The sequence below is a fragment of the Geobacter sp. PheSNFMC genome, assembly GCF_059620965.1.
Map to the genome: position 1 here is coordinate 1 of NZ_JCAMRN010000067.1, position 22,293 is coordinate 22,293.

General features: G+C 56.0%; 21 protein-coding genes and 3 pseudogenes. 7 read left to right on the forward strand and 17 right to left on the reverse strand.

The window, feature by feature from the left end; all coding sequences use genetic code 11:
* A partial coding sequence (locus tag AC6CDK_RS14240) for a helix-turn-helix domain-containing protein (RefSeq protein ID WP_496639886.1) occupies positions 1–697 on the reverse strand: 697 nt, incomplete at its 3' end.
* Positions 698–787: 90 nt separating this feature from the next.
* Between AC6CDK_RS14240 and AC6CDK_RS14245 the strand changes: the two are divergent.
* The 3 genes and pseudogenes from AC6CDK_RS14245 to AC6CDK_RS14255 form a co-directional block, all read left to right on the forward strand.
* Positions 788–934, forward strand: a pseudogene (locus tag AC6CDK_RS14245) (RHS repeat-associated core domain-containing protein); the annotation flags it as partial.
* 45 nt (positions 935–979) lie between these two features.
* Positions 980–1,312, forward strand: coding sequence for a hypothetical protein (locus tag AC6CDK_RS14250; RefSeq protein WP_226048265.1), 333 nt, complete (start codon positions 980–982; stop codon positions 1,310–1,312).
* A gap of 321 nt (positions 1,313–1,633) precedes the next feature.
* Positions 1,634–2,812, forward strand: coding sequence for an NIDO-like domain-containing protein (locus AC6CDK_RS14255; RefSeq protein ID WP_192905154.1), 1,179 nt, complete (start codon positions 1,634–1,636; stop codon positions 2,810–2,812).
* A 38-nt stretch (positions 2,813–2,850) separates the two neighbouring features.
* On the opposite strand, the gene AC6CDK_RS14260 is transcribed toward AC6CDK_RS14255, so the two are convergent.
* The gene (locus AC6CDK_RS14260; RefSeq protein WP_192905155.1) at positions 2,851–3,408 is read right to left on the reverse strand and encodes a recombinase family protein; all 558 of its coding nucleotides are present in this window, start codon (positions 3,406–3,408) and stop codon (positions 2,851–2,853) included.
* A 206-nt stretch (positions 3,409–3,614) separates the two neighbouring features.
* Here AC6CDK_RS14260 and AC6CDK_RS14265 point away from each other — a divergent pair, with 206 nt between their 5' ends.
* The gene (locus AC6CDK_RS14265) at positions 3,615–6,581 is read left to right on the forward strand and encodes a Tn3 family transposase (protein ID WP_192905156.1); all 2,967 of its coding nucleotides are present in this window, start codon (positions 3,615–3,617) and stop codon (positions 6,579–6,581) included.
* 36 nt (positions 6,582–6,617) lie between these two features.
* Complete coding sequence (locus AC6CDK_RS14270; protein ID WP_226048250.1) at positions 6,618–7,169, forward strand: mechanosensitive ion channel family protein; 552 nt, start codon at positions 6,618–6,620, stop codon at positions 7,167–7,169.
* A gap of 54 nt (positions 7,170–7,223) precedes the next feature.
* Here AC6CDK_RS14270 and AC6CDK_RS14275 read toward each other — a convergent pair whose 3' ends face one another.
* Genes AC6CDK_RS14275 through queD form a run of 3 tightly spaced genes read right to left on the reverse strand, consistent with a single transcriptional unit; the run spans position 7,224 to position 9,079 of the window.
* Positions 7,224–7,943, reverse strand: coding sequence for a creatininase family protein (locus AC6CDK_RS14275; RefSeq protein ID WP_039644589.1), 720 nt, complete (start codon positions 7,941–7,943; stop codon positions 7,224–7,226).
* A 22-nt stretch (positions 7,944–7,965) separates the two neighbouring features.
* Positions 7,966–8,718, reverse strand: a complete 753-nt coding sequence (locus tag AC6CDK_RS14280; RefSeq protein WP_039644591.1) for a 7-carboxy-7-deazaguanine synthase QueE — start codon at positions 8,716–8,718, stop codon at positions 7,966–7,968.
* A complete protein-coding gene (gene queD, locus AC6CDK_RS14285; protein WP_039644593.1) occupies positions 8,711–9,079 on the reverse strand; it encodes a 6-carboxytetrahydropterin synthase QueD in 369 nt (122 codons plus the stop codon). The genes AC6CDK_RS14280 and queD overlap by 8 nt, the downstream gene beginning before the upstream one ends.
* 176 nt (positions 9,080–9,255) lie before the next feature.
* Here queD and AC6CDK_RS14290 point away from each other — a divergent pair, with 176 nt between their 5' ends.
* Positions 9,256–9,630 (forward strand): plasmid partition protein ParG, encoded by a 375-nt coding sequence (locus tag AC6CDK_RS14290; protein ID WP_039644595.1) that lies wholly within the window; start codon positions 9,256–9,258, stop codon positions 9,628–9,630.
* 53 nt (positions 9,631–9,683) lie between these two features.
* Here the strand turns inward: AC6CDK_RS14290 and AC6CDK_RS14295 are convergent, their stop codons facing one another.
* The 5 genes and pseudogenes from AC6CDK_RS14295 to AC6CDK_RS14315 all read right to left on the reverse strand — a co-directional run bounded on the left by AC6CDK_RS14295 (position 9,684) and on the right by AC6CDK_RS14315 (position 14,991).
* Positions 9,684–11,234 carry a sulfate adenylyltransferase subunit 1 gene (locus AC6CDK_RS14295; protein WP_066357406.1) on the reverse strand — a complete coding sequence of 517 codons (1,551 nt, stop codon included), beginning with the start codon at positions 11,232–11,234 and terminating at the stop codon, positions 9,684–9,686.
* A 19-nt stretch (positions 11,235–11,253) separates the two neighbouring features.
* Complete coding sequence (gene cysD / locus AC6CDK_RS14300) at positions 11,254–12,057, reverse strand: sulfate adenylyltransferase subunit CysD (protein ID WP_039644601.1); 804 nt, start codon at positions 12,055–12,057, stop codon at positions 11,254–11,256.
* Positions 12,058–12,091: 34 nt separating this feature from the next.
* Positions 12,092–12,799 (reverse strand): phosphoadenylyl-sulfate reductase, encoded by a 708-nt coding sequence (locus tag AC6CDK_RS14305; protein ID WP_039644602.1) that lies wholly within the window; start codon positions 12,797–12,799, stop codon positions 12,092–12,094.
* A 1,279-nt stretch (positions 12,800–14,078) separates the two neighbouring features.
* A pseudogene (locus AC6CDK_RS14310) lies at positions 14,079–14,781 on the reverse strand (IS3 family transposase); the annotation flags it as partial.
* Between the two features lie 48 nt (positions 14,782–14,829).
* Entirely contained in the window at positions 14,830–14,991 is a 162-nt protein-coding gene (locus AC6CDK_RS14315; RefSeq protein ID WP_161792677.1) for a hypothetical protein, read from the reverse strand.
* Positions 14,992–15,196: 205 nt separating this feature from the next.
* Here AC6CDK_RS14315 and AC6CDK_RS14320 point away from each other — a divergent pair, with 205 nt between their 5' ends.
* Positions 15,197–16,240 carry a P63C domain-containing protein gene (locus tag AC6CDK_RS14320; protein ID WP_192905157.1) on the forward strand — a complete coding sequence of 348 codons (1,044 nt, stop codon included), beginning with the start codon at positions 15,197–15,199 and terminating at the stop codon, positions 16,238–16,240.
* A 24-nt stretch (positions 16,241–16,264) separates the two neighbouring features.
* Here the strand turns inward: AC6CDK_RS14320 and AC6CDK_RS14325 are convergent.
* The 7 genes and pseudogenes from AC6CDK_RS14325 to AC6CDK_RS14355 all read right to left on the reverse strand — a co-directional run.
* Positions 16,265–16,552, reverse strand: a pseudogene (locus AC6CDK_RS14325) (IS21 family transposase); the annotation flags it as partial.
* 335 nt (positions 16,553–16,887) lie between these two features.
* A complete protein-coding gene (locus AC6CDK_RS14330; protein ID WP_192905158.1) occupies positions 16,888–17,121 on the reverse strand; it encodes a hypothetical protein in 234 nt (77 codons plus the stop codon).
* A 225-nt stretch (positions 17,122–17,346) separates the two neighbouring features.
* Positions 17,347–17,643 carry a hypothetical protein gene (locus AC6CDK_RS14335; RefSeq protein ID WP_039644604.1) on the reverse strand — a complete coding sequence of 99 codons (297 nt, stop codon included), beginning with the start codon at positions 17,641–17,643 and terminating at the stop codon, positions 17,347–17,349.
* Positions 17,644–18,048: 405 nt separating this feature from the next.
* A complete protein-coding gene (locus AC6CDK_RS14340) occupies positions 18,049–18,462 on the reverse strand; it encodes a hypothetical protein (RefSeq protein WP_192905159.1) in 414 nt (137 codons plus the stop codon).
* Between the two features lie 227 nt (positions 18,463–18,689).
* Positions 18,690–19,013 (reverse strand): hypothetical protein, encoded by a 324-nt coding sequence (locus AC6CDK_RS14345; protein WP_192905160.1) that lies wholly within the window; start codon positions 19,011–19,013, stop codon positions 18,690–18,692.
* A gap of 29 nt (positions 19,014–19,042) precedes the next feature.
* Entirely contained in the window at positions 19,043–21,640 is a 2,598-nt protein-coding gene (locus AC6CDK_RS14350) for a tape measure protein (protein WP_192905161.1), read from the reverse strand.
* Between the two features lie 140 nt (positions 21,641–21,780).
* Positions 21,781–22,293: hypothetical protein (locus AC6CDK_RS14355; RefSeq protein WP_496639887.1), on the reverse strand; the 513-nt coding region annotated here is incomplete at its 5' end.

Here is a 22,293-nt window from a genome sequence, read left to right on the forward strand (position 1 = left end):
CGCTCAGGATGGTGTTGATCCTGGCGTTGTGCTCCTCAAAGAACGGTAGCACGTCTTCGTTGAGAACATGCACGGCGGTTAGGGGCAGCTTGTTAGTGTAGAGCCTGCCCCAGGCATAGCGGGAATAGCAGTCGATCACCGACTGCAAGTAGATCTTGCCGACGCCCTTGAGAGTGCCGACAAAGAAGGTGTCCACGGCCACCAGATCGCCGGTATGTTTCGTCTCGATATGCCGCTCTCGGAACTCCGGGCTGAAACGCTCCAAGAGCCGAATCTGTTCGTCGGAAAGTTCGAAAGATTGTTCTCTGACACTCTTTTCGAGCCGGAGCATACGTTCCTGCTTCGTCAACAGGCTGTGCCGACTCCAGACACCCCGCACGCCGCCAGAACTGACCTGAATCCCTTTCAGGGACAGTTCCTGAGAAACCCGTAACGGCCCATGACCAGGGTGGTTCAGGCAGTGCTCCAGAATCGCTGTTTCCACTGCCTCATCGACCCGGTTAGGATGCGGTCCCTTGGCACCGGGCAGGCGGTCGAGCAAACCGACGGCACCATAGGTCTGATAGTTGCGCCGGATCTCGTAGAACTGCTGCCGTGAATAGCCCATGACCTTGCATGCCTTGCTGACGTTGGCAAGTTCTCCGGCAAGGTCTAGCAAACTGAGCTTTCTTCGTGCTACTTTCTCTGCGGTGGTCATACCGTTCCTCCTTGATGGAAAGATGTTGTCTGAGCAACTTCATCTTTAATCCATTCAAGGGCGGTATGGCCACCCCTTATAAACGGCCAAGTGTCTGGTGATTACCAGCACTACACATACCGGGCAAGGTATTATGATCCGTTGGAAGGAAGGTTTATCCAAAAAGATCCAATTGGCCAGAAAGATGGCATAAACTTGTACTCTTATGTCCAAAATCAACCGATTTCACGCAGAGATCCATCAGGCCTCATTGGTGAAGGCATGTCCATGGGAGCACAGGGTATGGCACTTCTTGGTGGTGGCCGGTTTACCTCATGGTGCTGTGATGGTTGTAACTTATGGATGATAAGAGGAACGAAATTTTTAGGAGGATTGGGCTTTGGTTTTATGGGCGGATTTTCGCTGGAACATGGTGATAAAAAGAACTGCCCTGGCGGTTACAGCGGCGCTAGTATTGAATGTGCAATAGGGCCACTCACTGGCAGTTCTTCGTTAGGGTCAGATTGGACTAGCACAGGTGCAGGCCCAGGGTGGGGCATGGAACTATTTGTCATCAGTATTGCAAAGATGGACCCAGGCTATCCACGGATTGTTGGGAAGTGTAACTCAAAATAAAGGTATTTTATGAGATCTACTATTCAATTTTTAAACTATTTGTTTATTCCATTGAGCTACTTCTCATTCATGATGATGGGAACGTATTTAAAAAAGAAAGGCATCATAAAAAATAGACTATATGGTGTCAGAATAGATACTATTTTTATACAGTATGCAAGTGAGACAACAAAAGATAAAGGATATTGTGGGATCTGGCTGTGGCTTACGATTTTATTTTTTATAGGTGGCGTCTTATTAGCATTTATAACTGTATTTTTAACATAATCAAATAGTAAATTTTTTGTCAATAATTGACTGATTCAATACAAGGAGTGACAGATGCACCACTTCAAAAGGTTGATTTTTGGAATAACCATTGCTTTTACCACATCTGTTTCTTCATTCGCGGCAACTGACGGCTCGTACACTCTTTCAAAGCTTGACACAGTTCAATGGGAAAACATCGATGCCAATCCTTTACGTGCCATTTCCTCTGATTATACCTACTTCTACGGCGACGACGAGTACCTCACCTATTCATTGCCGAATTCATGGCAGTTCAAGTTCTACGGTCAGCCTTATTCGCAGATTACCGTCGATACTAACGGGAATATCTGGTTCGGCTCGGCCCGTTCTGCATACTCGTTTCCTCTTGCCAATGCCGGTTTTGGGCCGGTCGGTGCGTTGTGGAACGAGGACCTGTCATCCCTCTATGGCGGGGGTGTGTTTATCGAGCACCTGACGGCCCCCGAGAGGGTGGTTATCCAGTGGCAGACGGAGACAATGACGGAAGAAGGCGCCGCATTACAGAATTCTTTCGAGGCGGTATTATTCAATAACGGCACGATTCGATATGATTACAAACCCTTTACTGCAGCAAACGCTACCGACACCGGTTCCGGCATTTCCAAGGACGCCGGCACGAGCTATTTGAGCGTGACCGCCAATTACGGCTCACCGACTACCTTTGCAGCCCCCAGTTCCTTCCTCTTCACCCCGGTAGGGGCTTCAACCAATGTAACGCTAAACGTCTTATTTGCCGGCACAGGTAGCGGCACTGTCACCCTAACTCCACCGGGAACAGCCTGCAATACCGCCTGCAGCGAACAATACGCGAGCGGCACACCAGTGAACATGCATCCAGAGGCTTCCATGTACTCACTATTCAATAGCTGGAGTGGAGGCAGCTGCACTGGCACAGGCGACTGTCTACTCTCACCTTCGGCCGATGTTGCCGTTACCGCCACCTTTGATTACGATATAACCCGGCAGGTAATGGTTGGAACTACCTACTATTCGTCGCTACAAACGGCCTACGACGCAACACCAGATGACTCGATTATCAAGCTATGGGCAAGGAATTATACAGAATCTTTGAACTGCAGCAGACCGATCACAGTGACCCTGCAAGGCGGGTATGATAGCAGCTATGCATCAATCGTCGGCGATCCAGTATTGAATGGCATCCTGTCCATTACGGATGGAACGGTGGTGGCGGATGGTCTTGTAGTTCAGTGATCTGCTCGTGCTGCCAATCTCAAGGCCAATGATCTTTGTCACGAATGAGTCGAAGCCGGTAGCCAGCGATATAGAGTGGGTATAGACACCCCCAGGTTCTCTGCCACATCTTTCGGGGGAACGCCGCTGGAGAGCAGTTTCTTTGCAGATTCTATTTTACTATCGGTCATCTGGCGCTTCCGGCCGCCTTTGCGTCCCAGTTGACGAGCCACCTCAAGTCCAGCCCGAGTGCGCTCAATAGTCAACTCCCTTTCCATCTGGGCCAAGCTGGCCATGACGTGGAAAAAGAATCGTCCCGAAGGGGTCGAAGTGTCAATGGCATCGGTCAGACTACGGAAATGAACTTTCTGTTCAGATAGCTCCGCCACGAGATCGACAAGGTGCTTCACGCTACGTCCAAGTCGATCAAGCTTCCATACAACAAGAGTATCCCCCTCGCGAAGAACCTCCAATACCTTGCCAAGGCCTGGTCGTTCAGCCCTGCTGCCACTGACTTTATCCTCGTATATTCTCTCACAACCAGCCAGTTTCAAGGCTTCATGCTGTAGTTCAAGGTTCTGGTCCTGAGTTGAAACTCGCGCATAACCGATCAACATTGTCTTCCCTCGTTATATTCCGAATCGCGGGGGGAATCGGATAAGTGAAATAGGCATGTTTTTTCTCAAAACTCGTTGAAATAGTACGTGGATGAGAATTCAGTTTCAAAAATTATTTTTGAGAATACTGCGTCATTGATTTTTCGTGAACCATTTTCTCGATTTAACAGGTTCTCAAAAACGAACGTTTTCAAGAAGGAGTCCACATGCCTCGTCGCTCCATCCTGACAGCCGCTGAGAGGGCAAGCCTGCTGGCGTTGCCCGAGACCGAAGACGAACTCATCCAGCATTACACCCTCAGCGAAATCGATCTATCACTGATTCGCCAGCGACGTGGCGATGCGAACCGACTGGGGATCGCGGTGCAGTTGTGCTTACTACGTTTCCCTGGTCAAGGTCTGCTGCCGGATGCCGTCATACCAGCATCGCTGCTGCAGTGGGTCGGAAGGCAACTGCGCACCGATCCGGCGTGCTGGCCACAGTATGCCGAGCGAGAGGAAACCCGCCGTGAGCATCTGCTTCAACTTCGTGAATACCTGGACATGGAGCCGTTCGGCCTTGCGCACTACCGGCAGGTCGTCCATGCTGCGACGGAAATGGCCATGCAGACGGACAAGGGGGTAGTGTTAGCCGCCGGCGTCATCGATATACTACGTCACCAGCACATCATCATTCCGGCACTGGATGTCATCGAGCGTGTCTGCGCTGAAGCCGTCACCCAGGCCAACCGGCGCATCTATGCAACTCTGGCCGATCCGCTTTCGGACACGCACCGGCATCGCCTCGGCGAGCTACTAAAGCGCCGTGACAATGGGAAGATGACTTGGCTGGCTTGGCTGCGCCAGTCGCCCGCGAAGCCGAACTCGCGGTACATGCTCGAACACATCGAACGGCTCAAAACATGGCAGGCCCTCGACCTGCCCCCAGGGATCGAGCGGCAGGTGCACCAGAACCGACTGCTCAAGATCGCACGGGAAGGCGGGCAGATGACGCCGGCGGACTTGGCCAAATTCGAGCCCCGCCGGCGTTACGCCACCCTGGTGGCACAAGCCGTCGAAGGGATGGCTACCGTCACAGACGAAGTCATCGACCTGCATGACCGTATCCTCGGCCGGGTGTTCAATGCGGCAAAGAACAAGCACCAGCAACAGTTCCAGGCATCCGGAAAAGCCATCAACGACAAGGTGCGCCTGTACTGCCGCGTCGGCCAGGCCCTGGTGGAAGCCAAACAATCTGGTCGAGATCCCTTTGCCGCCATTGAGGAAATCTTGTCTTGGGATGACTTTATCGAGAGTGTTACTGAGGCGGGAAAACTCGCACAGCCCGAAGATTTCGATTTCCTGCATCGCGTCGGAGAGAACTATGCCACCTTGCGCCGCTATGCGCCTGAATTCCTCAAGGTGCTCAAGTTGAGGGCGGCGCCCGCAGCTGAGGACGTGCTCGAAGCTGTGGAAATCCTGCGCGTCATGAACGCCGACAACGCCCGCAAGGTGCCGGCAGATGCACCGACCGGCTTTGTCAGGAAACGGTGGGAGAAGCTGGTGATGATCGAGGGGGGCATCGACCGGCGCTATTACGAGCTGTGTGCGCTGTCGGAACTGCGAAATGCCCTGCGATCAGGCGATATATGGGTCCATGGCTCACGCCAGTTCAAAGACTTCGAGGACTACCTGATGCCTGTCGAGAACTTCACGGCGCTCAAGGCAGCAGACGAATTGCCAATTGCCGTGGTCAGCGATTGCGAGAGGTATCTGCATGGCAGGCTGTCCCTGCTGGAAGAACAACTAGCCACGGTGAATCGGTTGGCAGTGGCCAATGAACTGCCGGATGCCATCATCACGGAGTCGGGGCTGAAGATCACGCCCCTGGATACGGTGGTTCCCGAAACCGCGCAAACGATGATCGACCAGGCGGCAATGGTTCTGCCTCACGTCAAAATCACCGAGTTGTTGATGGAGGTTGATGAATGGACGGGATTCACTCGCCACTTTACACACCTGAAGTCCGGTGGTCAGCCAAAGGACAAGAACCTGCTGCTGACCACTATCCTGGCCGACGCGATCAACCTCGGGCTGACTAAGATGGCCGAATCATGCCCAGGTATGTCCTACGCGAAGCTGGCCTGGCTGCAAGCCTGGCATGTCCGCGACGAGACCTATTCGACGGCGCTGGCCGAGCTGATCAATGCACAGTTCCGCCATCCCTTCGCTGTGCACTGGGGTGACGGCTCCACCTCGTCCTCTGATGGTCAACGGTTCAAGGCCGGGGGCAAGGCCGAGAGCACCGGTCACATCAACCCGAAGTACGGCAGCGAGCCGGGTCGCTTGTTTTACACCCACATATCCGACCAGTACGCGCCGTTTCACACCAAGGTGGTCAACGTCGGTATTCGGGACTCCACCTATGTGCTCGACGGCCTGCTGTACCACGAATCCGACCTTCGCATAGAGGAGCACTATACCGATACGGCAGGATTTACAGATCACGTTTTTGCCCTGATGCACCTCCTGGGCTTTCGCTTCGCGCCGCGCATTCGTGACTTGGGCGACACCAGGCTCTATATCCCGAAGAGCGAAGCAGCCTATGACGCCCTCAAGCCAATGATCGGCGGCACGCTCAATATCAAGCACGTCCGTGCTCACTGGGATGAGATCCTGCGGCTGGCAGCTTCGATCAAGCGGGGGACCGTGACGGCCTCGCTTATGTTGCGAAAGCTCGGCAGCTACCCGCGACAGAATGGTTTGGCCGTGGCGCTGCGCGAATTGGGACGCATCGAGCGCACGCTGTTCATCTTGGACTGGCTGCAAAGCGTGGAACTGCGCCGCCGGGTGCACGCGGGGCTGAATAAAGGTGAAGCCCGAAACGCGCTGGCTCGCGCCGTGTTCTTCAACCGGCTGGGCGAAATCCGGGACCGCAGTTTCGAGCAGCAGCGCTACCGGGCCAGCGGCCTCAACCTTGTGACGGCAGCCATAGTGCTGTGGAACACAGTCTACCTGGAACGGGCTACACAAGCATTGAGCGGTTACGGTCAGGCCATCGATGACTCGATGTTACAGTACCTGTCGCCACTCGGCTGGGAGCATATTAACCTAACGGGCGATTATGTCTGGCGCAGCAAGACCAGGATCGGAACAGGCAAATTCAGGGCTCTACGACCGATGCAATCAGCTTAGCGTACGATTTTTTCCGTTTTCTGAAACATCCCGTACATGCGGGCATACCATATCGGGGACCGGATCAAGGTGGGTGATACGGTAGGAGACGTGGTGGAGAAAAATCTGCTCATAACACGGCTGAGAACGATCAAAAACGTGGACGTGACAATACCCAACTCGCTGCTGCTTTCCAGCCACGTGCTCAACTACAGTTCTTCGGCCCAGGAATACGGGCTGATCCTCAATACCAGCGTCACCATCGGGTATGACACACCTTGGCGGCAGGTCCACGAGCTGCTGATCAGTGCCGCCCGCCGTACCGAGCACGTGCTTGAGCTGCCCGAGCCGTTCATTCTCCAGACAGCGCTCAACGATTTCTATGTGACCTATGAACTGAACGCTTACACGGACAAGCCGAACCGGATGGCAAACCTGTATTCGCAGCTTCACCAGAATATTCAGGATACGTTCAATGAGGCCGGGGTCGAGATCATGTCGCCCCACTACTCCCAGCTGCGCGACGGCAACACGGTTACGGTTCCGGAGCAGTTCCGGCCGGCCGGCTACGTGCCGCCATCGTTCCGGGTGAGCAAGACGGATGACTGACGGGCAGCATGCCCTGGTTCGATGGGAGGGATGCTCGTACTGCGGCGGGAGAAGCTATTCCTCAAACGCCTCCAGGGTCCGGGCGAGCTGGACGACTTTGGCAACCACCAGGTCTTCGATCAGACGGCCTTTTTCCACGCTGGCCTTGGAAGGATCGCCCCACACGCCGCCGGGCCAGTATTTCCGTTTGTTGCGCACCAGCAGGCCCGGCGGAAAGCTGGGGAATTCCCGCTCGGCACAGCCCTTAACCAGGTCCGGATGGGAGTGCATAATGCGGGAGGTTTCAATCTCGCCGGCATGGGAGTCGCCCACGGTTTCGATGATGCTTTTCCCCTCGCGGTACGCCAGTTCGTATTCGGTGACAACGGCGATGTTCAGCTCCGGTAGTTCGGGCAGGAGCTCCTCACCCGCGTCCTGGAGAGCCATCCGGTGAGAACCGCCGGCATGGCCGGTCAGGATGATGACGTTGCGCAGCCCCTGCTGGTAGAGCGACCGGACGATGTCCTTCATGAGGGATTTCAGGGTGGCGGTGGTGATGGAGATGGTGCCCGGATGGCATGAGGTGGAACGGCACGAGCCGTAGTGGACCGGCGGGGCCACGAACAGCGGGATGAGACGCGCAGCTTTTTTGCCCACTTCATAGGCCTGGATGGTGTCCGTGGAAAGCGGCAGGTGCGAACCGTGTTCCTCAACCGAGCCGAACGGGACCAGCACGGTCCGGGTGGCCCGGAGCCCTTCTTCGAATTCGACCATGGTCATGGTTTCGATGATCATGTGCCGCTCCTCCCGCGCAGACTTACAGCTGCCCCATGAACCGGTGGGTCTGGGGGATGATCCGGACCTCGGCCAGGTACCGGCAGGCCAGCTCCTGCAGCTCCAGCGCCTTGACCGGCTTGATGCCGAGGGTGTCGCCGGCCCGGGTGACCGGCTGGAGGATCAGGGGGATGTCCCGATTCACGCCGGCTATGATCTCGCCGGCCCGGGTGATTTCCCAGTCTTCCGTTTCCTCCCCCACGACGATTTTGATGAACGCCCGGCGAGTGTTCGCTATTTCGAGGAATTGGCGGTGGTCGTCCCAGAGGTCGGTACAGCCCGAGGTGGACGGGATTTTGATGTCCATGCCGATGATGTCGACGTGGTTGATCACCAGTCCCAGGGCCGCGTGCATGACGCCGTTGGTTTCAAGGTAGACGGGAAGATGCTCTCTCAGAACCGGCAGCCACTGCATGAGAATATCGTGCCTCAGGAGCGGTTCGCCGCCGGTGATGCTGATGGAATCGTGCACCCCGGGCCAGCCCCGCTGCCACCCTTCCACCAGCGCCGCCACCCGATCGAGGGCGACCGGGTTATCCACGGGAACGAAGTCGCGCCGGCCCGGGGTCTGCTCGATACGACACGGCTCGGCCGGCGTACCCGCCGGGGTGTCGCAGTAGTCGCAGGTCAGGTTGCACCCCCGGAACCGGATGAACACCTGGCGCAGGCCGATGAGCATCCCCTCCCCCTGGACCGAGGAGAAAACCTCCTCAAGTTCGGCTCCGGGCTTACTCATAGTAGGTGGCCGCAGCGTTGTCCGACTCCCAGACGGTGATGCTTTCAACTGTCACGTTGCCGTCATTGAGGCGGCGGGACAGCTCGTGGTAGAGGTAGCAGGAGATGTTTTCGGACGACGGCGATATCTCTTTGAACGGCTCCAGTTCATTGAGGTACTTGTGGTCCAGAGTCCGCAGCAGGCCGTTGGTTTCCTGCTTGAGCACCTTGAAATCGATACCCAGTCCGGCCTTGTCCAGTTCGCGGGCCGTGACCGAAACTTCTACGCGCCAATTGTGGCCGTGCAGATTCTCGCAGTCTCCCTGATAATTGATGAGGCAGTGTGCCGCGGCGAACGAGGTGTGAATCGTCAGTCTATACATGGCGCAATCCTTGATTCTGAAGTTGTCAACGTTGCGAATAGTACCACGGGGATGCATAAAATGCAAAAGCGACTGCCTCGCCGCACTGTTTAGATATTTACTTAGGTAAGTATGAACATGTATGATTCCGGCTTGCCGGTACGGCTCACAAACCATGTGCACAAAGGAGACCATGGATGAGTGCGGAGCTTCTCGAAGGCCAGATGCCCCTGTTCGACGTCCCTGCCCCTGTTGAAAAAAGTGAAGCACCCGCTGCCGAACCGGCAGTGAAGGAAGCGCGAAAGCCGACAAAGAAGAAGGCGGCGCCGGAGCCGGTAACGACTGCGCGGCGTGCAAAGGAAAAACCGAAAAAAGCGCCGGCCAGGAGCAGTGCGAAGGCGGTTGGCCCCCGGGGAGGCAGAGGACTGTCGGGGCTTGTGCCCGAAGGGGACGTGCGGCTTACGGCCAACATGAGAGAGGATATCCACCTGAAGCTCAAGATAGCCGCGGCCCGTCAACGGACGACCATTGGCGAGATACTTGAAGAGTTGGTGGAAAAATATATTAAATAACAGCGGTTTCCTCCGGCTGGCCATGGCCTGCCAAAGGAAACCGCCCTGCCCTGTCAGGCGGCGGCACGCGCCTCCACACCCCTGTCCCGTTCCCGGTACAGCACCACGTTCACCCGGTCGCGATCGCGACTGAACACGAAGCCGAGGTTATGTTCATAGGCCAGGAGGGCCACCGGCTCGATCTGGACGGGGTCCCTCAGCCTCACGATCAGTCGGTTGCCGGCGGAGAGGTGATCAAGGAAGCCCGGCGTCACATCCAGTTCAACACCGTTTCGCTCAAGAGAGAGATCCACCACGCGCGCGCCGTCTGCGCCGACCTGGAAGTCGTCCAGGCTGAAGCGCCGGACCGCGCTGTCCGCGTCACCCTCCACAGTCTGAATGGTTCCGCCCCCGCCGATCTGGAGGCTGTCCTGAATAACGAAGCGGCCCGTTCGGACGTTCTCGCCGTACCTGTCCACTGCCAGCGGCGTCTTGAGGCTGAACAGGACGGTTCCCACCTCGGTCGGCTGCAACTCGGGCTCATGGCGGCCGATCACCTCCAGGGTCGAGGAATCGAGCCGTTCCTCGATGTCTACCGCCACTGCCTGCACCTCGGCTGTTGCGAGTTTTATGGTGTAGGTGGCTCCTGCCCTGAAGGGCGTATCGGCGAGCCAGAAGATGCTGGCCCGGAATTCCCGGGTGCGGATGGGTGCTTGCTGCGGGCGGGCTATGATCTCTCCCCGTTCCACGAACAGCTCATCCTCGGTGGTGATGCCGACGCACTCACCGGCCCCGGCCCGTTCCAGCCCCGGCTCGCGCCACTTTTCCACACTCTTGACCCGGGTAACCTTTCCCGAAGGCTGAAAGATCACCTCATCTCCCTGCCGGATCTCGCCGGTCTCGACCCGCCCCGCGTAGATCCTGCGGCCGTCCCACGTGTAGACATCCTGAACCGGCAGACGAAGGGGCAGCGTTGCGTCCCCCCGCACGTCGCCAAAGGCATCCAGTGCCTCCAGTATCGTGGGGCCCGCGTACCAGGCAGTGTGCCCCTGGCGGCCGGCCATGTTTTCCCCTTCCCTCGCAGAGATGGGGACGACGTGGGCCGGCACGATGTGGAGCGAATGGAGGAAGGCCCGGATGTCGTTCTCCACCTCTTGGAACCGTTGCCGGTCATAGTCGATCATGTCCAGCTTGTTGACCGCCACCACCACCTGGCGGATGCCGAGGAGCGACAGGACATGGGCATGGCGCTTGGTCTGCTCACGGACCCCTTCGGTGCCGTCCACCAGCAGGATTGCCGCGTCCGCGCTGGCTGCGCCGGTGATCATGTTCTTGAGGAACTGCTTGTGGCCCGGCGCATCGATAATCACGTACCGGCGGCGAGATGTGGAAAAGAAGCTGGATGCCGTATCAATGGTGATATTCTGAACCCGTTCCTCTTCCAGCGCGTCCATGAGGTAGGCGAACTCGAAGGGACGTCCCTGGGCCTTGCAGGTTGCGGCGATCTCCTGGCGGCGGGATTCGGGAATGCTGCCGGTGTCGTAGAAAAGGCGGCCGATCAGGGTTGATTTACCGTGGTCCACATGCCCCACAATGACTATCTTCAGTGTTTCGGACTGGCTCATATCGTATCTCCTTACCCGCTTACATGTAGCCCTTGGCCCGCAGCTTCTGCATGGCATAGGTGTTTTCCTGGTCCTGGGCCCGGCCGGCCCGCTCCGGTGTCTTGATGGCGCGGAGCTCCTCGATGATCTCCTCCACCGTGACGGCGTTCGACTGGATGGGGCCGGTGCAGGGCATGCAGCCGAGGGAGCGGAACCGTTTGCCGTCCCGGGCGAAGTACAGGGGGCAGAGTTCGATCCCTTCCCGCTGGATGTAGAGCCAGATGTCCAGTTCGGTCCAGTGCAGGATCGGGTGGACCCGGATGTGGGTGCCCGGCGCAAAGGTCGTGTTGAACTGGTCCCACAGTTCGGGCGGCTGGTCCTTATAGGACCACTCGAAGTTCTTGTCCCGGGGCGAAAAGACCCGCTCCTTGGCCCGACTTCCCTCCTCGTCCCGGCGGATGCCGAGAAAGAGACCGTTGAAACCGTGACGCTCGATGGTCTGGCTCAGCCCGTCGGTCTTGAGCTTGGCGCAGCAGTCAAGTCTCCCCTGTTCGGGCCCCGTGCCGGCGGCAATGGCCGCTTCGTTGCGCCCGACGATCAGATCCGCGCCCCACTCCCGTGTCATGCGGTCCCGATATTCGATCATTTCCGGATACTTGTAGGTGGTGTCGATGTGCACCAGCGGAAAGGGAATCCGTCCGAAAAAGGCCTTGCGGGCCAGATGGATCATGGTGGTGGAGTCTTTGCCCACCGAATAGAGCATGGCGAGATTCTCGAACTTCCGGTATGCCTCGCGAAAGATGTAGATGGATTGCGCTTCGAGTTCATCAAGATGGCTGTTCATGGTTCATTCTCTCCGATTGGATGCCTTGTTCGCCTCACCGGCGGTGCAGCCCACATTCCTTGTGTTCAGGATCTTCCCACCACCAGCGCCCCGACCGGGGGGGCTGGCCCGGGGTAACGGCCCGGGTGCAGGGGGCGCAGCCGATGGACGGATACCCCTGATGATGGAGGCGATTCACCGGCAGTTGCCTGGCCTCCGCATATTCCCATACCTGGGCGTCGGTCCAGTCCAGGAGGGGGTTGATCTTCACGATTCCGCCGTTGGTGCCGTCGATCTCAAGAGGAGCGAGGTTCGCCCGTGTCACACCGTGAGCCCGCCGCACGCCCGTCACCCAGCCGGCCAGCCCCGCCAGGGCGCGCTCAAGCGGCTCCACTTTGCGGATATGACAACACTGGAGGCGATTGGCAAGGCTTTCACGGAACGAAAACGGCCCTTTCTCCCGCAGCAGCCGCTCCACCTCGTCGTGGCGGGGGAAATACCAATCAATGCCCACCCCGTACCGGGAGACGATAGCCTCGGCGACCTCATGGGTTTCCTCGGGAAGCCGCCCGGTGTCTATGGCGAAGATTCCCACCGGAAGATCATGGGACGTGATCAGGTCGATGATGATCACGTCCTCGACTGAAAAGGAGCAGGCAAGGCTCACGGCACCGCCCGCCGCTTCGATGCCAATTATGAGTATCTCCAGCGGAGTGGCGTCTCCAGGGACCCGGGGCGGTGATGAAAGCTTCTCTGTGGCCATGAACTATTCCCTTCTTGATCTTGGTTCCGGCTAAACACGAACAACAAAATAAACAAACTTGCAAACACAAGCCAGTAAACTTGATATATTTGATAATAAAATACCCACTAAAAGTCAACAAGCAAAATAACAAATAAAACTAAAATCGCGTAAAATTCTCGACAAAATATACATAAATTGTGCACAAATGCAATCTAACATATTTAAATATTTAAACAATTGCCCTACCATACAAAGTATTGGTCACAGGCGGGCGTTACTGAGGGGCTTATTGGTACCTCCATGGATTTACATGGTATTTCGTCTCAGTTATCCACTTTTCTTCCTCGTTGGGATATTGACCGGTTCCGCCAGATTCGGCATGCTGGCAAAAATAGTTATTGACACGTAGATTCAGACGGTTACAGCCTGTGCCCATAAGTTATGCATGATGTAAAAGTGCCCAATGATACGTAACAATTTTGTGACTTATCCACAGATGCACCGGGGTTATCCACATCACCCGTGGATAGCTGCCGGTGCCTGTGAAAACCGTCTGCACACCGCCTGTGCAACCGGATAAAGCACAAAAGAAAAGGCCACGATTTCTCGTGGCCTTTCGCTCCTGTCCGACCTTGGCCGGACATTTAAATGGGTGGCGGGAATACAGTTATTTGTTTATATAATTGATTTTACTATGTGTTGTGTTGTTACTAAAATTATCAGGCCCCCAAATAAGCCCCAAAACCAGTATTTTTATTGCTTAGCTTCTTTCCGAAAAACTGTAAAAGGTATTTCTCTTGTCCATTTTGTCCGATTTGTCCCATATATATATTTCTCATTTATTATTAGATGGTTATATATCTCATGGTTGCTGTTTGTGGGACAAATCTAGTTGTTTTAGGAAATTCGTTTTGTCCATTTTGTCCACTTGCCCCCGCGGAAAAAAAGCAACCCAACGACCCTCAGATGACGGCGCTTCCATTCAACCTTCAGCCGGTGCTGTCCCGGTGGCGTTGGTCTCTTGGTCTGCCGTCGCCACGGGCGGCCGGTGAAGCCGGAAAAAACATCCTGGAGGCGGTGGTTCTTGTCAGGGGTGTGGATTCTCCCGGCCATCCCTGCTGGCTTGGAAGAAATCCTCTGGAATCATCTCTTGCACACTCTCCTTTGCATAGGCGTCAATGCGGCGCACCGGCTGTGCTCGGCCGCTTCACCATGTCCAGTACGTCGGGCTGTCCTAAGGTGGCCCCGGTTAGTAGGACAGGTTGGCGACGGAAATAAGGTGGATTGCCGGTTGTAGTCATGCCGCCAGTGGAAGAATCCGGCCGGCGTAGCCAGGCCGGGGTTTTTGCCAATATGCCTCATGCGGTGTCCGGTCGTCCAGTTTAGAGTGCGGGCGGCGCATTTTGTAGAAATCGATCCAGCGTCTCAAACCTTGGCGAACCTCGCTGCCGGTCTCGAAGGCGTGCAAGTAGATGCTCTTATATTTCAGGGAACGCCACAGCCGTTCGATCATGACGTTGTCCCGCCAGCGCCCCTTGCCATCCATCGAAATGCGGATCTCAGCGTCCTTGAGGAGCTTGGTGAACGCATCGCTGGTGAACTGGCTCCCCTGGTCGGTGTTGAAGATCTCGGGCTTGCCGAAGCGAGCCAGGGCGTCTTCGAGCGCGGCAACGCAGAAATCGGCGTCCATGGTGTTGGAAAGCCGCCATGACAAGACCTTGCGGCTGGCCCAGTCCATGAATAGAGAAAGCCACGCCTGAGCGGAATACAACTGATGTCGGCGCACCAGACCTGGTTGGGGCGGTCGATAGTCAGATTACGCAGCAGGTAAGGATAGATCTTGTGCTGCGGATGCGGCTTCGACGTGTTCGGCTTCTGGTAGATAGCATCAACTGCATCAGGCGCCCGATCCGCTTGCGGTTGACCGCATGGCCCTCCCGGCGCAGGTGTCAGGTCATCTGGCGGGCACCATACCACGGCGTTTCGAGATGCTGCTCGTCACCTTAACACACTGTCCGATTTTCGGAGACCACCTCGTCCTTCCGCCGTCATTCGCAGGCGCACCACTTCGCCAGCCATTCGCTCATCAGGCTACCCAGCGCGTCCAACATCGCGGCACAGACCGCAAGCGTTGTTGTGGGGTTGTTGTTGGTTTTCACCAGCAGGGTTGCCTGCTCAAGCAGTTTTCGCTTTGTCGCGGCTTCACTCATTTCATTCCTCTCCGGGCGTCACGCCCAACGGGAGCGGCCGAGGGTTCACCGGCACTCCGGGCCGGTGTAACCCGTTGGTTATACCTTGTTTTTCCATTCCGTGCTGTATGATAGCAAGTATTTTAGCAAGCATTACGTTTTATGCTTGCAGTTTGCTCGAGATTATTTATACTCGCAACAACTAGACTGTTGCGAGGAGGCAAATATGAGCAAAGCAAAAAAAGGAAGTTCCCAAGGCGGAATAGCAAGGGCCGAATCTCTGACGCCAGAAAAACGGAAAGAGATTGCTCAAAAGGCGGCAGACGCTCGGTGGGGGCGCAACTCCGACGGAGAGGACTCCGATATTGTAGAAGTGTCTGGCGACTTACCCGTTGCTTTTCATAAGGGTTTTTTGCCTATGTTCGGTGTAGATATTCCTTGTTATGTCCTTTCAAATGGGGTGAAAGTCATAGGCCGTACTTCTGCAACCGAGTTGCTTACCGGCATAAAAGGCGGTGGTGGCCTCGAGAAATATTTAGGGGTTTCTTCGCTTAAACCCTTTATAAATCTAGATTCTGTGCTCGAGCGAATGGTTGCTTTTAGGCTCCCCGAAGTTGAAGGCCTCGGCACCGCAGTTAAGGGCTTGCCTTCTGACTTGTATATTGAAATTTGTCAAGGTTTCGTTGCTGCGCTCCAGGCGGGGATGTCCCCGGACAGCCCTCACCCTAAAATGACGGCTCGCCAAATGGAAATGGCAATGAAGGCAAGCATGTTTTTGTCTGCTTGTGCAAAGGTCGGCTTGGACGCCCTCATTGATGAAGCGACCGGCTACCAATACGAAAGAGCGCAAGACGCTCTCGAGATAAAATTCAAAGCTTACCTTGCGGAAGAAATGCGTAAATGGGAAAAGACTTTTCCTGATGAGCTTTGGGTTGAATTTGGGCGACTTACTGGGTGGAAGGGCGCGTTGTCTCAACGCCCCAAATATTGGGGTAAGCTGGTCATGGAATTGGTCTATGAACATCTTGACTCCGATATTGCTGATTGGCTGAAAAAGAATGCTCCTGCTCCAAGAGCGGGCAAAAATTACCATCAGTGGCTCAGTGGGCAATATGGTCTCAAAAAACTTGTTGAGCACATATGGATGCTCATTGGTGTTGCTAGGACTTGCGAGCATATGACGGAGTTGCGCGACAGGATGGCTGAACTCAACGGCAAAATTCCTGTTCAGTTACGGCTCTACTTACCAACTCCGTCTAAGCAAGAATAATCGCTGTAATTTTTCTGTTCGTATAACAGTGCGTTCGCCGCCATCGTAGCCAAGGCTTTTGATCTCCCGAACAAGCACCGGAGCGGGAATCCGATGCGGCAGAGCGGCCTTCACCCGTTCTTCGAGAAACGCTTTAAATGGGTCAAGCTTCCCCGGTCGCTTCGCTCGTTCTTTGTATCTGGGATCGGCGGTCGATCTGAGGAATTTCCTGACCGTGTTGCGGCACAACCCGGTGATACGCGAGATCTCCCGGATGCTCTTGCCCTGCTTCTTGAGAATTCTGACTTCCATACACTCTTCCTTTCCGATCATGCCGACCCTCCAGGTCGGCTAGGTTATCAGGAAGAGTGGGTCAAAATTCAATTTCCGAGGTGGGTCATTTTTACATTGCCGCTAACACGACGCTAATTCTGGATCGCCTGGTGCACAACGCCCACAAGGTCGAGCTGAGGGCGACTCCACGAGAAAGAAGCTCACCCCCCTTGGCCAGAAAACCGATCCTGTGACACTGTAACGATCTCACATAGCGACACCATAACCTGACCGGTCGCCTTCACCTCCGAGTCATCGGTCACTTTCACCGGTATACGCTCTCCTTCAAACCATCGAGCTTGTCTCCCAAACCGGAGAGAAGTGAACTTACCCCATTAATGAGTAGCTGCTCGTCGCCCACCTATCCGACTTTCAAATTTCAAAGCTCTTTTTACAACCTCCGGTTTCAAGATGCAAAGAACCGCCACCAATTTTTCATCAGGGGCCAATTCCATTGTGCAAATCTTCCGTACAACCTCCGCCTTTTCACCCTCATTTTTCGCTAACTCTCCAAGTTTGCTGTCAATACGACTATTTAGGTTGTCGACCATCTTGCTCTTGGTTCCCACTTTCTACCTCCCCGTGTGATTTTTGATATTATTATTTGGTCAGGCGCACCGGATCTCCCGGTGGTGCTTTCTGATTTCCTTCAGCGGTTCCGATGCCGTGGTCCCTTCCGGGGCCGGCTGCTCCACCTTCGGCCAGTGCCGTCCTGGTGGTGTCGGTCCCTCGGTCGCTATCGCCAGGAGCAGCCGGTGAAGCCGGAAAAAACATCCTGGAGGCGGTGGTTCTTGTCAGGGGTGTGGGTTCTCCCGGCCATTCCGGCTGGCTTGGAAGAAATCCTCTGGGATCATCTCCTGTGCGCTCTCCTTCAAGCCATTGAGCTTACTTCCCAAAACAGAGAGAAGCTCCATAACCCCATTAAAGAGTAGCTGCTCGTCGCCCACCCTCTTCTCCTCATGCCAGAGCAACGTTTGCAGTACCCAGACCGCAGCGGACGCACGCTCCAACTCCTGCGCCAAAGAGTGGAACTCGATCATACAACTGTCAATTGTGGGGAGTTCTTCCGCTTTGATTTTGTCTGCGTTCATCTTTGTGGCCTCCTCGTATATGGTATTTTGGTACCGTTTATTATAATTAACATGATACCTTTTGCAAGTATTATTTTGATTTTTTGGTTTTATATTGACGCAACGACCAAAACCCCCTATATTTCAGCCCATGGCACGACCGAAAAGCGATATTAATAGAGTGCAAGCAGGAATCCGGCTCCGCCCTGAAATACTTCGGGCCATGAAGCACTTGAGCATTGACATGGGTAAACCGCTGAACCAACTTTTTGAGGAGGCGGCAGAAGCGTATCTTCGAAGTAAAGGTGCCCCCATGCCGGTTGCAACCACCCCAGACAGCAATAAAAAAGAGCCCCCCAGGTGAATCCGGCGGGGCTCTTCTCTTTTTAAATGGCTCAATGCTCATAACGATGAAATGAGCCATGGTCACGGTTCCAGCGGCGGTTCATGGCGGGCACGATCCACGCACTTTGCCTTGTTCGCCCAGAGGTAGGCGGCCCCCGTCGAAATTCCGAGCTGGTCAGCTATCCTGTTAACGCGGACACCGTGACTGACCATGAAGAGCAATAGATAAAGTGCTCTGAATTCAATCCCGATCCCGTTAAGTGGCGTCCCGGTAACTGCCGAGAACGAACGGCCGCAGAAGGGGCAATTTACTCGACGCATGCCCCAGAACGCATCAAGCTTCCGTTTACTGGCTATCTCCTTACTGCATTCCGGGCAATGCACTCCCCCAGCGTGGATCTTTTTCAAAAACCACTCCCGACAAGCGTCTTCGTCAAGCATCTCAATGGAAAACTCCTTTTTCATTTCCAGCATCATGTCCGCCACCGTGTTCATGATCTCTGGCACCTCCTATCCAAAATACTGCTACCTACCTCGAAAATTACATTATTCCAGCGTAAATCCCAAAATCATATGGACCCAAATACCACGGGCTTTGCTACCCGCAAGCAGTCACCTCCCGGAAGGACCCGCGAAGCCAGCCAGCAGACCAAGAATGCCGTTGTGATCGTCACCGGCTCCCCCGTCCATCGCGGGGGGAGGGGGGAGCCGCATGGCTGAGCTTAGAGCCCGGCTTCTTTCAACCGACGCCGGACAGTGAAAAGCAGAAGATCCTGGACACGCCCTTGAAAGGATTTCAAGCAATGCTCACTTGCTCTATTGACGACTTCCTCAACTTGGGTGATCTGCTCTTCAGATAAACCAGAAATGTCAAAAGGAACCGAAAAAGGGGACAGCGGTTTAAGGAGGAATTCACATATGTCCCCGACCTCCTCTATAATCGGGACAGATATAGATTGATCAACCCCCTCAAGCTCCCTTTGAGCTACATCCAAGACCATCTGCTTGAAACTTTTCTGCGCCGGAAACTGATAAATTGAACCCATGCCCTTCTCCTTTCTCACGGAATATGGAATTACGAACGCGGTTGGAGACCAAAATCGACATTTCTGCCCACGGCGTCACGAATTTCCGCCGCTCCTACATCTTCAAACCACCGTTGGAACATTTGCCGGTCACCGAGCATCGTGCCAACATTCAGAATCACAGTAACCTCCTGGACCGGCTGTGGAGTTGATACCGGTTGCGTAACCACCGGACTGCCGGGAGTGCCGGCGCCGTACCCGGCAGGGGTCGTGCTGCCTGCGGTGCCACCCTCGATGGCTGAGGCGCCACCTTCACCGAGAGCACCCACGGCAATACCGCCTAGCCCCCAGGCGGCGGCAAGGGCAAGTTCTGTGGCGATACTCGTGGCCCCGGTAGTGGCGACTGCGGCCATTGCGGACGGGACCACACCACCAGCGACCCCAGCCATAGCGGTAGCGGCGGGGATAAATGCCTGACCGCCGTAAGGGTTGAGAGACATGGCCGAGAAAAATGCCGCCCAGGCGGTGGCTTGGGCTTCCAGTATTCCGAGGTTTGCCGTGGCTGCGACGGCATCAGTCTGGATTTTGCCGGCCGCGCCGGCAGCGTTGAGCACATGCTCCTTGGCCTTACCAAACATGTATTGCTGCAACCCCTGAGCAATGAACCGGACTGACGTTGCCAGCATTCGTTTCCCGATCTGGTCCTTTTGACCCTCCTCGAAGAGGAGCATCTGCACGCCCATGGTGGTCATCTGCTGAGCGAAGTTGATATAGGTCTGAGCACTGTTCCACCAAATGTCAGCCAATGCCTGGGCTTTTTGCTCTTCAAGCTGGACCTGCTGCCAGGCATACTCCTGCTGGATTGCCGCAACATCCAGGCCCAACTGCTGGGCCTGCATAATTTTTGCTTGGTACTCCATATCCAGGAGCTGTTGCTTATAAGCAAACTGCACATCCAGCGCGGCGGTTTCGTCACCCATGAGACGGTACCGCTCTTCCTGCAAGCCCATCTGTATGGCGAGGATGCTGTTCGCGGTTTCTTGCTCCATCTGGGTCCGCTTTTCCAGGTTCGGGTCAATCGACGGAGTGGCCATCAGGTCAACCGACCCACCAAGAAGCGACAACGGCCCGCCGGGACCGATCCGTAATCCCTCCCCCAGATCATTGAGCCGCAAAACGAACGATTGAGCATCCTCAAAAGCCAACTCATCGGCGGCCCGATCCCATGCCTCGGAAAAGAAGGTGCGGGAGGTGGGCGAGGTTGCCCAATCCGGCCGCTTTGCCTTGCCCGCGTTGTCGAATGAAGACGGATACGCCGACGGCTCAGCCACAGGGCGGCTCTGCATCCCGTCGAGCGCCCGCTTAACGGCGCTGTCATTGACTTGGACCTTGTACCACCATTCATTGAAGGCGGAGTCAGTCACCTTTTTGAACTGGATACCCCCTTCCCGGATGAAGGCGGCGTACTGCTCGGCCGTGTAGCCCGGAAGCTTGTCCTTGATGTAGTGCATGATCTTGACGTCTTCAAGGGCGTCAAGGTTCTGGGGGGTGGTCCCCATGTAGCGCATCCGCGCTCCCTCGTGGCCGTAGGTGACGAGGGACTTGATCTCCTTCCCTTCGGACTCCAGGTTTCGCGAGTCGGCGTAGGCCTTGGCGAGGGTGAAGCCGGCCATGGCGGCAAGACCAGGAAGAGTGCTCTGGAGGAGACGACCGGCGGTAACCGCTGCGGTGGTGCTCGTCGCCAGTCCGACCATCGCCGTGGACATCCTGCCGACCCCCAAGGCAATGGCTGTGTACATGGCCGGCTCCCCCAGTTCCTGCATCACACCGAGGAAGGGCCTGGCCACCCTGAGCCCTTCGGTGAAGGCAGGAAGGACCGCATCGGCCAAGGCCGCCTTAGTCCGGAAAAGCTCATTGTTGAACCGGTTGATTTCCGCCTGCGTGCTGTGAATTGCCGCGGTCAGCTGGCCGCTGTAGGTCTGGCGGAGTTCCGCGGCGAACCGTGGGAGGAAATCGGCCGCAACGATCTTACCCTTCTGTAACAGCTCGTCGAGGGGCTCAGTAAAGCCGATGGCCCGCACGGCACGTTCAGCTGCCTGGTACGCCCCAGGAAGCCGCTCACCAAGCTGCTGCCGCAATTCCTCTGCCGACACTTTGCCCTTGCTGATCATCTGGGAAACAGCGAGGATTGCCCCCGAGGTCTCCCCGGCGGAAAGGGTGAGGGCGGTCGAGGCCTCGGCAACGGCGGTGAAGATGTCCCGAGTTGCCTGTCCTTCCAGGACGGTCCCGTGAGAGGAGGCGGTAAGCTTTACGTAGTCCTGTCCGAGGGTCTGGAGGTTGAGCCCCAACCGATCGGCCTCTGAGATGATATAGTTCATCTCAACCCGGCTCTGGTTAAAACTGCCGGTAGCGGCAAGAAGGGAGTTGGACAGCCGCTCCGACGCAAGCCCCGCGTCGAGAAGTTCCTTGGTGACGAAGGCGGCACTCACCCCGGCCAGAACACCGGTAAAGGAGGAGAGGCTGTTTTTCGCCCGAGTGATTCCCCCTTCAAACCTGTCCGCTGCATTCTCTCCATCGGCGAGTGCGCGATTCAGCTGAGAGGAGTCCCCCTTGAGCACAATACGTGTTTGACGTTCGTTATCTGACATGGTGTGGACCTCACTTGTCCCGAAGTTTCTTTATCTCCTCCGCCCCCAGCAGGTGGCGTAACTGTGCTTCTCGCCGAGGCCGTTAGGCTGAAGCGGACTCCGGCGAAAAGTTGTTTCTTTCTGTCGCGATGGTTGATGTCTCAGCGCCTCTTCGCCCTGAAGTTGAGTTCGTGGTTGAATATCTTGAAGAAATGCATGTCAACGGCCTTGCGGAAGGTCTCGGATGCCCGCACCCCGGTGAAGAGGGTCGCCGCAGTGGGAATACGCTTGTCGATGAGGGAGTCCCGGGCGCTTGTCCTTCTCATCCAGACACCAACATGGGTACCGGTGCGGCCTGCCTGGACGGTGGAGATGAACGCCTTCGGCAGGATGGTACGCTTGCCCCGATGAACCTCCACCGTCACCCCCGCTGGAGCGTTGCGCGGCGTCCGCTTGAGGGTCTTCGTCCCCTGGCGGGTGATTACCCGGTTGCCGACCCGCTGGACGGCGCCGAAGTATGAAAGGGAGATAGAGCGGCCAGCCAGTACCACCGCTACTTCGAGACTTCCCCGCCGGGCGGGGTAAATCTTGATCCTGCTTCTGCCGGTCGAAGTTGACCAGAGGTCACGGCGCTTAATGTTGTAGGTTTCGGTCACCGTCTTGGTTGCCGCGGT

Excerpts from the sequence above, each read along its gene's own strand:
- AC6CDK_RS14340 (WP_192905159.1), bottom strand. The coding sequence starts at position 18,462 with ATGAACACGGTGGCGGACATGATGCTGGAAATGAAAAAGGAGTTTTCC.
- AC6CDK_RS14305 (WP_039644602.1), bottom strand. The coding sequence starts at position 12,799 with ATGGCCACAGAGAAGCTTTCATCACCGCCCCGGGTCCCTGGAGACGCC.
- AC6CDK_RS14290 (WP_039644595.1), top strand. The coding sequence starts at position 9,256 with ATGAGTGCGGAGCTTCTCGAAGGCCAGATGCCCCTGTTCGACGTCCCT.
- AC6CDK_RS14345 (WP_192905160.1), bottom strand. The coding sequence starts at position 19,013 with ATGGGTTCAATTTATCAGTTTCCGGCGCAGAAAAGTTTCAAGCAGATG.
- queD (WP_039644593.1), bottom strand. The coding sequence starts at position 9,079 with ATGTATAGACTGACGATTCACACCTCGTTCGCCGCGGCACACTGCCTC.
- AC6CDK_RS14250 (WP_226048265.1), top strand. The coding sequence starts at position 980 with ATGGCACTTCTTGGTGGTGGCCGGTTTACCTCATGGTGCTGTGATGGT.
- AC6CDK_RS14295 (WP_066357406.1), bottom strand. The coding sequence starts at position 11,234 with ATGAGCCAGTCCGAAACACTGAAGATAGTCATTGTGGGGCATGTGGAC.
- AC6CDK_RS14270 (WP_226048250.1), top strand. The coding sequence starts at position 6,618 with ATGCGGGCATACCATATCGGGGACCGGATCAAGGTGGGTGATACGGTA.
- AC6CDK_RS14335 (WP_039644604.1), bottom strand. The coding sequence starts at position 17,643 with ATGAACGCAGACAAAATCAAAGCGGAAGAACTCCCCACAATTGACAGT.
- AC6CDK_RS14260 (WP_192905155.1), bottom strand. The coding sequence starts at position 3,408 with ATGTTGATCGGTTATGCGCGAGTTTCAACTCAGGACCAGAACCTTGAA.
- AC6CDK_RS14280 (WP_039644591.1), bottom strand. The coding sequence starts at position 8,718 with ATGAGTAAGCCCGGAGCCGAACTTGAGGAGGTTTTCTCCTCGGTCCAG.
- AC6CDK_RS14350 (WP_192905161.1), bottom strand. The coding sequence starts at position 21,640 with ATGTCAGATAACGAACGTCAAACACGTATTGTGCTCAAGGGGGACTCC.
- AC6CDK_RS14320 (WP_192905157.1), top strand. The coding sequence starts at position 15,197 with ATGAGCAAAGCAAAAAAAGGAAGTTCCCAAGGCGGAATAGCAAGGGCC.
- AC6CDK_RS14315 (WP_161792677.1), bottom strand. The coding sequence starts at position 14,991 with ATGAGTGAAGCCGCGACAAAGCGAAAACTGCTTGAGCAGGCAACCCTG.
- AC6CDK_RS14275 (WP_039644589.1), bottom strand. The coding sequence starts at position 7,943 with ATGATCATCGAAACCATGACCATGGTCGAATTCGAAGAAGGGCTCCGG.
- cysD (WP_039644601.1), bottom strand. The coding sequence starts at position 12,057 with ATGAACAGCCATCTTGATGAACTCGAAGCGCAATCCATCTACATCTTT.
- AC6CDK_RS14265 (WP_192905156.1), top strand. The coding sequence starts at position 3,615 with ATGCCTCGTCGCTCCATCCTGACAGCCGCTGAGAGGGCAAGCCTGCTG.
- AC6CDK_RS14255 (WP_192905154.1), top strand. The coding sequence starts at position 1,634 with ATGCACCACTTCAAAAGGTTGATTTTTGGAATAACCATTGCTTTTACC.